This is a genomic window from Peribacillus sp. 05N428, from assembly GCF_056397085.1.
Genome location: NZ_JBFTMS010000045.1, coordinates 23,441 through 35,283 on the forward strand (window position 1 = coordinate 23,441; position 11,843 = coordinate 35,283).

Below are 11,843 nucleotides of genomic sequence, written 5' to 3' on the forward strand. Positions count from 1 at the left end.
CGGCTTGTTGACATTTTTAACCCATTATTTGATTTAGGCTGGCAGCTGGGAAATGAGGATCAAGGTGAAAAAGCACTTTATCTTTCTAGCGGTTGGTTATAGAATGGTCCTATAATGAAACGAAAACTTCGCTACTGGGAAGAATCTTATGGTGAGTGCAGGAAAGAAGGAAAAGGTCTTGGAAACGAAAATATTTCATCGAGATACGTGGGCAGAAGTAAATTTGGATAATATTTTTGAAAATATCTCTTCAATGAAAAAAAGTCTGAGAAAGGGCGTTAGTCTTTTCGCTGTCGTTAAAGCCAATGCTTATGGCCACGGGGACTATGAAGTGGCTAAAACGGCGCTTGATGCGGGGGCGGATTTTTTAAGTGTAGCTTTTTTGGATGAGGCTCTTGCCTTACGGAAAAAAGGTATATTGGCTCCGATTCTTGTCCTTGGGGCTTCTAGGCCTGAAAGTGCAGCGCTTGCTGCCGAGCATGGGATTTCCGTGACGGTTTTCGATGAAGCATGGTTGGAGAAGGCAAAGGATTTGTTGAAACCGGGACAAGTTTTGCAAATCCATGTAAAAGTGGATAGCGGCATGGGGAGAATCGGCATTCGAGATAAAGGTAAACTCATGAAAGTGGAAAGTTTGCTTAAGAGGGAAGCTTGTTTCAATTTCCAAGGGATATTCACTCATTTCGCGACTGCGGATGAAATGAAGACGGACTTATATGAAAAGCAGCTTGCTTTCTTTAAAGGGATGCTTTCCGAATTGACGGGAAAGCCGGAATATGTTCATGCAGCCAATAGTGCAGCTTCTTTAAGGTTCACCGATTCAGAATGGAATGCAATAAGAATGGGGATTTCCATGTATGGTTTGAGTCCTTCCATGGAAATGAAGCCGATATTGCCATTTCCATTAAAACAGGCTATATCATTGAGAACGGAGATGGTCGCGGTTAAACTGCTTGCTAAGGGTGAAAGCGTTAGTTATGGAGCGACTTATACGTCTGAAGGTGATGAATGGATTGGAACTTTGCCAATCGGGTATGCTGACGGTTGGATCCGTAAGCTGCAAGGTCAGGAAGTTCTTGTGGATGGAAAAAGAGTGCCCATAGTCGGAAGGATTTGCATGGATCAATGCATGATCAAGCTGCCTGGACCATACCCTGTAGGAACAGTGGTCACATTAATCGGGAATGATGGGGATGAATCGATCACTGTCGATGAGATAGCGGCAAAATTGGAAACGATCAACTATGAGGTGACATGCATGATAGGAGCAAGAGTGCCCCGCATATATATGAAAGACAATCAGATGAATCATGCACGCAACTTCATTTTGGAATGAGCGGATTGTAAAAAAATCCTAAGATTGTGAATAAGATTTCCTTTATTATGCTGATAATAGGATTGAGAATAGAATATACTCTTTGCAGATAGGCAATTTAATGGTAATATTGAAAAGGATATATAATAAAGGTGTGTAGTGATGGTGGAGGTGTATGTTTGTGTCTGAATCCAGCGCAACAAGAGAGATATTAATTCGATTACCTCAAAATTTTTTAACAGAGTTAGACGGGTATGCGAGTGAGGAAAATGTGAATCGCAGTGAATTTATTTATCGTGCCACAAAAATGTATCTTCGCGAACGTAAAAAGAAAGAGTTTCGTGAATCGATGAAACGCGGTTATATTGAAATGGCGGCCATTAATTTAACGATTGCTTCTGAAGCCTTCCAGGCTGAATTCGAGGCTGGTCATTGCGTTGAACGATTAGTTAGCGGAGGCTGAGCCATTGATTGTTGTTAAGCGTGGTGACGTATACTTCGCAGACCTTTCCCCGGTAGTCGGTTCAGAGCAGGGTGGAACCCGTCCGGTACTAATTTTACAAAACGATATTGGTAATCGCTTTAGTCCGACTGTGATCGTGGCAGCCATTACAGCTCAAATTCAAAAAGCGAAATTGCCTACACATGTTGAGATTAATGCAAAAAAGTACGGATTCGAACGGGATTCCGTCATTTTATTAGAACAGATCCGGACTATCGATAAGCAGCGTTTAACTGATAAAATTACGCATCTTGACGAACCGATGATGCAAAAAGTCAATGAAGCTTTGCAAATAAGTTTAGGCCTCATTGAGTTTTAAAGAAAATTTTTCCCGTTAAACCGGGCGTTAGTATAATACAAATCATTCTTGATATTATTTAGATGGCACGATTCCTGTACTGTGGGAATCGTGTTTTTTTTATGACATAAACATGTGTCCAAAAAGTAAACAGGGAGGAAATATGAAAAATTTGACGAATAAAAACATTATACAGTTAGATATTGGATGGAATGTCATTGTTTTTTATGGTATCTCCCTAACTTTTCATTAATTTATGTTTTTCTTACCTGAATTTCGGGTATGTAGTTATGTTGTAAATACCTAAAAAAAGCAAAAGTGCAGTGGAGAAACTCGAAGGAAATCCAAATGGAAATAACATTACAGTTAGTTAACATCCTTGTGACGTGGACAGGGAAACATAGCAATTGTGTTAGAATGGGAGGATATTATGAATCAATTGGTTTACGATTTTATTAAGCAAAATCAAGATTACATCCTTACTGAGTGGATGGGCATCATGAAGGAAAGTACGGACGAAAGATTAATTAAAGTTGTCTCAGATCGAATGTTCACGCAAACGAGCAGTGAATTTATAGATATGATCATAACGAACGTTGATAGTAAAAACAAGGAATTCACATTGAAGCTTTCAGATTTTGCCGAGAAAGTCGTCCAATTGGGATGGCCTCTTACTTTCGTCAATGAAGGACTTCATAAGTTCACGTTAATTGTCATTAATGGAATGGTGGAAAAGGGTCTCGTTACTCCTGATAATCAAGTCAATCTCGTTAACCATTTGGATAAATGGGCGACACCGATAAATAATGAAATAGTCAATATATATACTCAAACTTGGGAAAGAACCGTTTCCATGCAAAAAATAGCGTTGCAAGAACTTTCGGCACCGCTCATTCCTGTATTGGAAGGAATTACGGTAATGCCGCTGATTGGTACGATTGATACGGAACGTGCCAAACAGATAATGGAAAACCTGTTGACTGGCGTGGTTAAGCATAGATCTGAAGTCGTTCTTATTGATATTACGGGCGTGCCGGTCGTGGATACCATGGTTGCCCACCATATCATTCAAGCTGCTGAGGCAGTCAGATTAGTGGGCGCCAAATGTATACTATGCGGCATCCGCCCTGAAATAGCTCAAACCATCGTTAATCTTGGCATTAATTTAAATGAAGTGATTACAAAAAATACGTTGAAAAAAGGGATAGAAGTTGCGTTGGAATTAACGAGCCGTAAGATCGTAAAGGTGGAGGGATAAGTATGAGGATTCCGATATTAAAGCTTTATGACTGCTTGTTAGTCTCTATACAGTGGGAATTGGATGATGTGACAGCCCTTCAATTTCAAGAGGATTTACTGCATAAGATTCATGAAACAAGCGCGAATGGCGTTGTTATAGATATTACCTCAATCGATTTTATTGATTCTTTTATCGCAAAGGTATTAGGCGATGTCTTTAGCATGTCTAAGCTTATGGGGGCCAAAGTTGTAATTACGGGAATCCAGCCTGCTGTTGCAATAACATTGATTGAACTAGGAATTAGTCTCGATGATGTTCTGACAGCATTAGACTTAGAGAAAGGCCTGGAGAAATTACAACAGGAATTGGGGGATTAAAGAATGGAGTTCCAATCCTGCGTAAAAATCATAAATGAATGGGACATCGTAGCTGCAAGGCAGCTCGGAAGAAATGTCGCTAAAGAGTTGGGGTTCGGTACTGTAGACCAGGCCAGAATCACAACGGCCATTAGCGAATTGGCCCGAAACATATACCTATATGCTGGACAAGGCAGTGTTAGCATAGAAAAGCTAAATATAAATGGGAAGTCAGGATTGAAAATCATTGCAGAAGACCAAGGGCCGGGAATTGAGGATATCCGCAGAGTCATGGAAGATGGATATACCACCTCAGGGGGGCTGGGGGCAGGCCTTCCTGGAGCCAAACGTTTAATGGATGACTTTGATATTGAATCGATACCAGGTGAAGGGACTAAGATTATCGCGACGAAATGGCTCCGTTAGGGGGGGACTATGGATATTAGGGAGAACATGGAGAAAAAGTATCATGAGGCGCTTTCTACTTATCTTAAAGACCAAAATGAGCAGGCACTCTATCAAGGGCAGAAGATTAGCCGCCTACATATCAAATACAATATATCTCCAGAAGAAATCATAAGTATGCATAAAAATAACTTAATGGAACTTTACCCGGAATTACCGGGAAAAGTATTGGATTCTTTCGATTTTCTGCTAGAAGTCATGATGGGCTACGGCATTGCATACCGTGAACATCAAAGCCTCAGACATCAACAGCAGGAACTGAAAACGGAAATCGAGATAGCGGCAAACGTTCAACATACTCTTTTGGAAACGGAAATTCCTGATATCAAAGCTCTTGAAATCGGGGCGATCAGTGTTCCTGCGAGGCAGATGAACGGGGATTACTATCACTTCGTCCAGGATGAAAATGAGCGTATAGGGGTAGGGATAGCCGATGTCATAGGAAAAGGGATCCCTGCTGCGCTGTGCATGTCGATGATCAAATATGCGATGGACAGTCTTCCGGAGCATCGTCATGAACCGAATAGTGTACTTGAGAGCTTGAACCGGGTTGTGGAGCATAATGTTGATCCAAGCATGTTCATAACCATGTTTTATGGTTTATATGATCCGCATGACAGGCAATTTTCCTATGCTTCAGCCGGACATGAACCTGGATTTTACTATGACGCAGCTACAGGTACTTTTAGCGATTTAGATGCAAAGGGCTTGTTGCTTGGCGTTGATAAAAAAACAAGGTATCGCCAATATGAAAAAACGGTGAATCGTGGAGACATGATCATTTTATTATCTGACGGAGTAACGGAGTGCCGCACGAATGATGGGTTCATAGAAAGGGAAACGCTTATTGGTTTGATTAGAAAGAATATGCATTTGCAAGCCCAGGAAATGGTGAATAATATATATAAACAATTGGAGAAAATGCAGAACTTCCAACTGAGGGATGATTTTACATTAATAATTTTAAAATCAAATGTTTAGTATTGTTTCTGCTGGGTATAGATATAGGAATGAAGAGGATTTGAAGAGGTGGGTCAAGGATGAATATAACAGTAGATGTTAATGAATTGAATACTGAATTTAATGTAAAACTAAAAGGTGAAATCGATGCTTATACTGCGCCGAAACTAAGAGAATCATTATTTCCAATTTCAGAGCAGGAAAATGTTTCGATTACTATTGATCTAACTGAAGTTTCGTATATGGATAGTACGGGACTTGGGGTATTCGTCGGTGCTTTTAAAAGCGTAAGGGCACATAATGGCGAGTTCACGTTAGTTGGATTATCGGAAAGGTTACGACGTTTATTTGATATAACAGGTCTTGCAGATATCATTGATATAAAAAGTGGTACAGAGGGTGGGTTAGAATGAGTCAAGTATATGATTACATCGAAATGAAAATACCTGCAAAACCAGAATTCATCGGTGTCATTCGTTTAACGCTTTCTGGAATTGGAAGCCGGATGGGATTTGCGTATGATGAAATAGAGGATTTGAAAATCGCTACCAGTGAGGCTTGTACAAATGCGGTACAGCATGCATATAAGGATTCTGAAAAAGGTGAAGTGAAAGTAAGTTTCGGCCTTTATCCTGACCGTTTGGAGGTCATGGTTTCCGATAGTGGCAAGAGCTGTAATTTCGAGGAGGTTCGTCAAGGGCTAGGTCCATACGAAAATGGACAAAAAGTCGAACTTTTGAGAGAAGGAGGCTTGGGTCTTTACCTTATTGAAACTCTGATGGATGATGTAAAAATTCATCAGCATGATGGGGTTACTGTATTTATGACTAAGTTTTTAGAAGGAGAGCAGGTGGAGATGGATGCAAAAACAGTCTCAACCTAATCAGGCACAAAGAGAACAGGTAAATGAATGGATCAGAGCTTACCAGCAGAATCAAGATGAAGAAGCGCAGAGTAATCTCGTCATCCATTATAAAAGTTTGGTTGAAACAATCTCCCGTAAGTATGCGAAAGGGAAATCATTTCAGGAGGATATCTCCCAAGTCGGCATGATTGGTCTATTAGGTGCCATTCGACGATATGATGAATCTTTCGGCAAGAGCTTTGAGGCATTTGCCGTCCCCACTATTATCGGGGAAATCAAAAGGTTCCTTCGTGACAAAACATGGAGTGTCCATGTGCCAAGGAGAATTAAGGAACTAGGTCCAAAAATCAGGGTGACTGTCGAGGAGTTAACGACAACTCTGCACCGTTCACCAAGAATAGATGAAATAGCCGATAGTATAGGCGTGACCGAGGAAGAAGTTTTAGAGGCGATGGAAATGGGAAAAAGCTATCAAGCTTTATCCGTGGATCATTCAATTGAGGCGGATTCTGATGGCGGCACTGTCACATTGCTTGATATATTCGGAAATGTCGATGAAGGTTTTGAAAAGGTCAATCAGCGTCTTGTGCTTGAAAAAGTGCTTCATGTGCTGAGTGACCGTGAAAAGATGATCATTCAACATACTTATTTAGAGAATTTAAGCCAGAAAGAAGCTGGCGATAAGCTTGGGATTTCCCAAATGCATGTGTCAAGGCTCCAACGCCGCGCGATCAAGAAACTTCAAGAAGCCATTAATGCTGAAAACTCGGAGTTAATTCAGTGATCAAAGATATTCTGAGGGGAGAAAAAATAGAAGTCCTTGTCTCTCAATCGTCTAAAAACGGGATGGTTTACTGTGGCGATGATTACTTTTTTCTTCATACGGAAGAATACTTTGTATGTGTCCTGGCAGATGGGCTAGGCAGCGGGAAAAATGCATACGATTCATCCCATGCCGTCATCGAGGAAGTTAAACGTAATCATGATTTGGATGTGGAAGCATTAATGGCAGTGTGCAATCAAGTTTTAGTCGATAAACGGGGGGCAGCCGTTTCCATTTTGAAAATCTTTTATGACAAGAATGAATTTGTATACAGTTCAGTGGGTAACATCCGCTTTTTCCTGTATAATCCAAGCGACGATAAACTCGTTTACCCTTTACCTGTTACAGGGTATTTATCCGGCAGGAAACAAAAATACAGGACGCAGAGATACAAATATGAACCAAATGCAAAATTCATTCTTCATTCCGATGGTTTGGAACTTAAGGGAGCTAAGTCTTTTTTAAAAAGGCTGGTCCCTATCGATAAGAACGCCCAATGCATATTAAAAAGCAGTCCATTAACTGCAGATGATACAACTTTCATTTTAGGAAGCTTACTTTCGCCATGATTCGGAAGTGAGCTTTTTTGTATGGAATTCGCAACTTCATCGCTCATTTGCTAGACTATATATATTAGATCAAAAGGTTGGAGGTATACAAAATGATCGTTATAGAAGATACATTAAAAGAATTGATAAAACAAATATCCAATGAGCTGACTTTGAAAAATCATCAGGTCCAAAACGTCATACAGATGCTGCAAGAGGGGAATACTGTCCCTTTTATCGCACGGTATAGAAAAGAAATGACTGGTTCACTTGATGAAGTGCAGATTCGTTCCATTATGGAAAGATGGAACTATCTAGAAAACCTTGGCCAGAGGAAAGCGGAAGTTACGCGTTCAATTGGTGAACAGGGAAAATTGACGGAAGAATTAACAAAACAAATCGAGAAGGCAACAAAACTGCAGGAAGTCGAGGATTTATACAGGCCATTCAAACAAAAAAGGAGAACGAAAGCGACAGTTGCTAAAGAAAAGGGTCTTGAACCACTGGCTAATTGGCTTTTGGAATGTCAAATGCATCCTCGAGTCAGTGAAAAAGCAGCTGAATTCATATCGGCAGAAAAAGAAGTTCCTTCTATTGAAGAGGCTATTGCAGGTGCGCAGGATATCATAGCTGAACATATTTCCGATGATGCGGAATTAAGGAAGTGGATAAGGGCTGAAATTTTCAAAGCTGGAAAAGTGGTTTCAACTGTGAAAAATGAAGAGAAAGACGAGAAAAAAATCTTTGAAATGTACTATGAATATGAGGAGCCGGTTCAAAGAATCGTACCACATCGGGTATTGGCGCTGAATAGAGGTGAAAAGGAAGAGGTTTTGCGAATTTCCATTCAGCCCAGGACTGAAGTCATCATTGGTCATCTGGAACGTAAAATCATTAAAAATAACAAATCTGAAGCCCAAGTTGTTCTTAAATCTGCGATTGAGGATGGACTTAAGCGTTTGATCATGCCTTCTGTAGAGCGGGAGATCAGAAAAGAGCTGACGGAAAAAGCGGAGGATCAAGCTATCCACATTTTTTCTGAAAACCTCCGGAACCTGCTCTTGCAGCCTCCTCTTAAAGGAAAAGTGGTCCTCGCCTTAGATCCGGCATATCGGACTGGCTGTAAACTTGCTGTCATTGATGAAACTGGAAAGGTACTCGATATCAGTGTAATCTATCCGCATCCTCCTGCTGCGAAACTTCATGCTGCCCGTGAAAAAACAATCGAAATACTTCAGCGGTTCTCGGTTGAGATCGTGGCAATCGGCAATGGTACGGCATCACGTGAATCAGAGCAATTCATTGCAGATATTCTAAAAGAAGTGAAAGGGAACGTTTCATATATAATTGTTAATGAAGCGGGAGCTAGTGTGTATTCAGCTTCGGATATTGCCCGTGAAGAGTTTCCGGATCTTCAAGTAGAACAGAGAAGCGCCGTTTCGATAGGCAGAAGGCTTCAAGATCCCCTTGCTGAACTTGTAAAAATTGATCCGCAATCGGTGGGAGTAGGCCAGTATCAACATGATGTGTCTCAGAAAAAGTTAACGGAATCCCTCACCTTTGTAGTGGAAACAGCTGTTAACCAGGTGGGTGTTAATGTCAATACCGCTTCATCGTCTCTATTACAATATGTAGCTGGTTTATCAAAATCGGTTGCTCAAAATATTGTGAAGAAAAGGGAAGTGGAAGGGAAGTTTTCAAGCAGGAAGGAATTAAAGAAGATTCCCCGGCTTGGTGCCAAAACATATGAACAATGTATAGGGTTCTTACGTATCATTAATGGAGATGAACCTTTAGATCAAACCGCGATACATCCTGAGAACTACAGTGCCGTGAATAAATTATTGAAGAAAATGGGATTCACATCTGATGATTTAGGCAGTGATGCACTGAATGAAGAGTTAGGTAAATTAAATCCGGCTGATTTGGTCAATGAATTGGAAATTGGGGAAATTACGATTAAAGATATCATCGATGATTTGATGAAACCGGGAAGAGATCCTCGGGATGAGTTATCAAAACCGCTGCTTAAGCAGGATGTACTAAAAATGGAGGATCTGCAAACTGGGATGGAATTACAAGGTACAGTGAGGAATGTTGTGGATTTTGGTGCGTTTGTGGACATCGGTGTTAAACAGGATGGACTGGTGCATATTTCTAAACTGAGCAACCGGTTTGTAAAGCACCCATTGGATGTAGTTGCCGTTGGGGATGTTGTCACAGTCTGGGTCGAACTTGTTGACTCCCAAAAGCAAAGGGTATCTTTAACGATGCTCGAGCCAAAGGATCAAAACTAGCCTAAGGTAAGCTCCTTCTATATTAGAAGGGGTTTTTTTGAAATGATGTATTTATACTTGGAACAATGTCGAATCTATAACCTGAGACTTTCTTTCTTTTGATAAAAAAACCAACATTGATTCAACATCTTCACTTGATAATAATCCTTTTCATAAAAGGCTTTGCGGATTTGATTCTGGAACCAATTAGGCATAGCTTTTCCTCCCTTAGTTTCCTATTGTATTATTAGTCTATGTTATAATGGGTTGTCATGTTACCAAGGAAAGGGAGGGGGAAATGGATAATCGTCAATTGCAAAAACTAGTAGAAGAAATTTCGTTGAAAGACTTTAAAAAGGCCTTTAGACACCAAGCGAGTTTTAATCCGCGTCTCCGGACAACAGGAGGACGATACTTGCTCCGTTCACACAATATAGAAATAAATAAGAAGTATCTTGATGAACGCGGTGTGGAAGAAATGATTGGAATCATTAAACATGAATTGTGCCATTACCATCTGCACATCGAGAAGAAGGGGTACCAGCATCGTGATGCGGACTTTAAGCATTTACTCAAAAAAGTGGGGGCACCGAGATTTTGCGAGCCGCTGCCATCTAACCAATTAAAGAAAAAGATGAATACAATTCAATATAAATGTGAAGACTGTCAGCAGGTATATATAAGAAAAAAACGAATCGACACTACCCGTTTCGTTTGTGGTAAATGTCGTGGAACATTGATTTACCAAGGGTTTAAGGAGCAAAAAACAAAAAAATAAAAAAACACAAAAGAACTCTTGACTTTAGGTTGCAACCTCTTTATAATCATAAGAGTCGACAAGATAACAACTTGTCCTTAACGACAAACACTAAGGTCCTTGAGCGTGAAAAAGGAACCCAATTTTCATTATTCCGCAGTAGCTCAGTGGTAGAGCATTCGGCTGTTAACCGAACGGTCGTAGGTTCGAGTCCTACCTGCGGAGCCATTTTTTTTGGGGAAGTACTCAAGAGGCTGAAGAGGCGCCCCTGCTAAGGGTGTAGGTCGCGTAAGCGGCGCGAGGGTTCAAATCCCTCCTTCTCCGCCAGTTACACACATTTTTATATCAAGGCCCATTGGTCAAGCGGTTAAGACACCGCCCTTTCACGGCGGTAACACGGGTTCGAATCCCGTATGGGTCACTTTCTTATACACAATCAAAATACTGGTCCCGTGGTGTAGCGGTTAACATGCCTGCCTGTCACGCAGGAGATCGCGGGTTCGATTCCCGTCGGGACCGCCATTTTTTCTTCAAAAAACACTTGCCAAATAAATATTATCGTGATATAATATTATCCTGGTTGTTAATTAGTATTTGATTATTGGGCTATAGCCAAGCGGTAAGGCAACGGATTTTGATTCCGTCATGCGAAGGTTCGATCCCTTCTAGCCCAGCCATTTTCATTTAGAGCCATTAGCTCAGTTGGTAGAGCATCTGACTTTTAATCAGAGGGTCGAAGGTTCGAATCCTTCATGGCTCACCATTTATTTTTTTCGCGGGTGTGGCGGAATTGGCAGACGCACCAGACTTAGGATCTGGCGCCGCAAGGCGTGGGGGTTCAAGTCCCTTCACCCGCACTGAAATTTTTCTTCTTGACATCAAGTTGAAAAGGTGTTAAGCTTACAAAGTCGCTTTCGCGGTCGTGGCGGAATGGCAGACGCGCTAGGTTGAGGGCCTAGTGGGGGAAACCCCGTGGAGGTTCGACTCCTCTCGGCCGCACCAATAACATCATAGAAATTAGCGCCCGTAGCTCAATTGGATAGAGCATCTGACTACGAATCAGAAGGTTGTAGGTTCGACTCCCGCCGGGCGCACCATATTTTACGGGAAGTAGCTCAGCTTGGTAGAGCACTTGGTTTGGGACCAAGGGGTCGCAGGTTCGAATCCTGTCTTCCCGACCATCCTTTCTTTCTGAAAATACTTTAAAATTAAATGCGGGTGTAGTTTAGTGGTAAAACATCAGCCTTCCAAGCTGATGATGAGAGTTCGATTCTCTTCACCCGCTCCATTATTGCTCTTTGAAAACTGAACAAAACAAAGCGCCAACGTTAAATTTTAAGTGAGCACACACTATCAAAAAAGCAAATGAGCAAGTCAAACATTTCTTCGGAGAGTTTGATCCTGGCTCAGGACGAACGCTGGCGGCGTGCCTAATACA

Annotated in this window: 14 protein-coding genes and 11 tRNA genes; 24 read left to right on the plus strand and 1 reads right to left on the minus strand. The window is 41.3% G+C overall.

Going from position 1 to position 11,843, the window contains the following annotated elements; translation table 11 throughout:
* The first annotated feature begins 148 nt into the window (after window positions 1-148).
* The 12 genes from alr (at window position 149) to AC1DIV_RS25485 (ending at window position 9,669) form a co-directional block, all read left to right on the plus strand.
* A complete protein-coding gene (gene alr / locus AC1DIV_RS25430) occupies window positions 149-1,336 on the plus strand; it encodes an alanine racemase (RefSeq protein ID WP_340878340.1) in 1,188 nt (395 codons plus the stop codon).
* A gap of 160 nt (window positions 1,337-1,496) precedes the next feature.
* Entirely contained in the window at window positions 1,497-1,778 is a 282-nt protein-coding gene (locus tag AC1DIV_RS25435; RefSeq protein WP_034306380.1) for a CopG family ribbon-helix-helix protein, read from the plus strand.
* A gap of 7 nt (window positions 1,779-1,785) precedes the next feature.
* Window positions 1,786-2,136 carry a type II toxin-antitoxin system PemK/MazF family toxin gene (locus AC1DIV_RS25440; RefSeq protein ID WP_034306610.1) on the plus strand — a complete coding sequence of 117 codons (351 nt, stop codon included), beginning with the start codon at window positions 1,786-1,788 and terminating at the stop codon, window positions 2,134-2,136.
* A gap of 409 nt (window positions 2,137-2,545) precedes the next feature.
* On the plus strand, window positions 2,546-3,373 hold the full coding sequence (locus AC1DIV_RS25445) for an RsbT co-antagonist protein RsbRA (RefSeq protein ID WP_048682050.1): 828 nt from the start codon (window positions 2,546-2,548) through the stop codon (window positions 3,371-3,373).
* Window positions 3,374-3,375: 2 nt separating this feature from the next.
* Window positions 3,376-3,732 carry an STAS domain-containing protein gene (locus AC1DIV_RS25450; protein ID WP_048682053.1) on the plus strand — a complete coding sequence of 119 codons (357 nt, stop codon included), beginning with the start codon at window positions 3,376-3,378 and terminating at the stop codon, window positions 3,730-3,732.
* Between the two features lie 3 nt (window positions 3,733-3,735).
* A complete protein-coding gene (locus AC1DIV_RS25455) occupies window positions 3,736-4,137 on the plus strand; it encodes an anti-sigma regulatory factor (RefSeq protein ID WP_048682056.1) in 402 nt (133 codons plus the stop codon).
* Between the two features lie 9 nt (window positions 4,138-4,146).
* Window positions 4,147-5,157, plus strand: coding sequence for a PP2C family protein-serine/threonine phosphatase (locus AC1DIV_RS25460; protein ID WP_048682059.1), 1,011 nt, complete (start codon window positions 4,147-4,149; stop codon window positions 5,155-5,157).
* A 59-nt stretch (window positions 5,158-5,216) separates the two neighbouring features.
* Entirely contained in the window at window positions 5,217-5,549 is a 333-nt protein-coding gene (locus AC1DIV_RS25465; protein ID WP_034306369.1) for an anti-sigma factor antagonist, read from the plus strand.
* Window positions 5,546-6,019, plus strand: a complete 474-nt coding sequence (gene rsbW / locus AC1DIV_RS25470) for an anti-sigma B factor RsbW (RefSeq protein WP_034306366.1) — start codon at window positions 5,546-5,548, stop codon at window positions 6,017-6,019. The genes AC1DIV_RS25465 and rsbW overlap by 4 nt, the downstream gene beginning before the upstream one ends.
* Complete coding sequence (gene sigB / locus AC1DIV_RS25475; protein WP_034306363.1) at window positions 5,997-6,785, plus strand: RNA polymerase sigma factor SigB; 789 nt, start codon at window positions 5,997-5,999, stop codon at window positions 6,783-6,785. The genes rsbW and sigB overlap by 23 nt, the downstream gene beginning before the upstream one ends.
* Window positions 6,782-7,393: a SpoIIE family protein phosphatase gene (locus AC1DIV_RS25480; protein WP_251544078.1), complete on the plus strand. Its 612-nt coding sequence runs from the start codon at window positions 6,782-6,784 to the stop codon at window positions 7,391-7,393. Before sigB ends, AC1DIV_RS25480 begins: the two co-directional genes overlap by 4 nt.
* Before the next feature lie 92 nt (window positions 7,394-7,485).
* Window positions 7,486-9,669, plus strand: coding sequence for a Tex family protein (locus AC1DIV_RS25485; protein WP_340878341.1), 2,184 nt, complete (start codon window positions 7,486-7,488; stop codon window positions 9,667-9,669).
* A gap of 74 nt (window positions 9,670-9,743) precedes the next feature.
* On the opposite strand, the gene cmpA is transcribed toward AC1DIV_RS25485, so the two are convergent.
* The gene (cmpA, locus tag AC1DIV_RS25490) at window positions 9,744-9,863 is read right to left on the minus strand and encodes a cortex morphogenetic protein CmpA (RefSeq protein WP_089364909.1); all 120 of its coding nucleotides are present in this window, start codon (window positions 9,861-9,863) and stop codon (window positions 9,744-9,746) included.
* An 83-nt stretch (window positions 9,864-9,946) separates the two neighbouring features.
* Here cmpA and AC1DIV_RS25495 point away from each other — a divergent pair, with 83 nt between their 5' ends.
* From AC1DIV_RS25495 to AC1DIV_RS25550, 12 genes are all read left to right on the plus strand, one after another.
* A complete protein-coding gene (locus AC1DIV_RS25495; RefSeq protein WP_048682064.1) occupies window positions 9,947-10,426 on the plus strand; it encodes a SprT family protein in 480 nt (159 codons plus the stop codon).
* 132 nt (window positions 10,427-10,558) lie between these two features.
* Window positions 10,559-10,633, plus strand: a tRNA-Asn gene (locus AC1DIV_RS25500).
* Between the two features lie 8 nt (window positions 10,634-10,641).
* Window positions 10,642-10,732: transfer RNA gene (locus tag AC1DIV_RS25505), tRNA-Ser, on the plus strand.
* Window positions 10,733-10,754: 22 nt separating this feature from the next.
* Window positions 10,755-10,826, plus strand: a tRNA-Glu gene (locus AC1DIV_RS25510).
* Between the two features lie 25 nt (window positions 10,827-10,851).
* Window positions 10,852-10,927 (plus strand) — tRNA-Asp (locus AC1DIV_RS25515).
* Between the two features lie 80 nt (window positions 10,928-11,007).
* A tRNA-Gln gene (locus AC1DIV_RS25520) sits at window positions 11,008-11,082 on the plus strand.
* A gap of 10 nt (window positions 11,083-11,092) precedes the next feature.
* Window positions 11,093-11,168, plus strand: a tRNA-Lys gene (locus AC1DIV_RS25525).
* Window positions 11,169-11,180: 12 nt separating this feature from the next.
* Window positions 11,181-11,262, plus strand: a tRNA-Leu gene (locus tag AC1DIV_RS25530).
* A gap of 59 nt (window positions 11,263-11,321) precedes the next feature.
* Window positions 11,322-11,407, plus strand: a tRNA-Leu gene (locus AC1DIV_RS25535).
* Between the two features lie 18 nt (window positions 11,408-11,425).
* Window positions 11,426-11,502: transfer RNA gene (locus AC1DIV_RS25540), tRNA-Arg, on the plus strand.
* Between the two features lie 7 nt (window positions 11,503-11,509).
* Window positions 11,510-11,586, plus strand: a tRNA-Pro gene (locus AC1DIV_RS25545).
* 33 nt (window positions 11,587-11,619) lie between these two features.
* A tRNA-Gly gene (locus AC1DIV_RS25550) sits at window positions 11,620-11,693 on the plus strand.
* The last annotated feature ends 150 nt before the right edge of the window (window positions 11,694-11,843 follow it).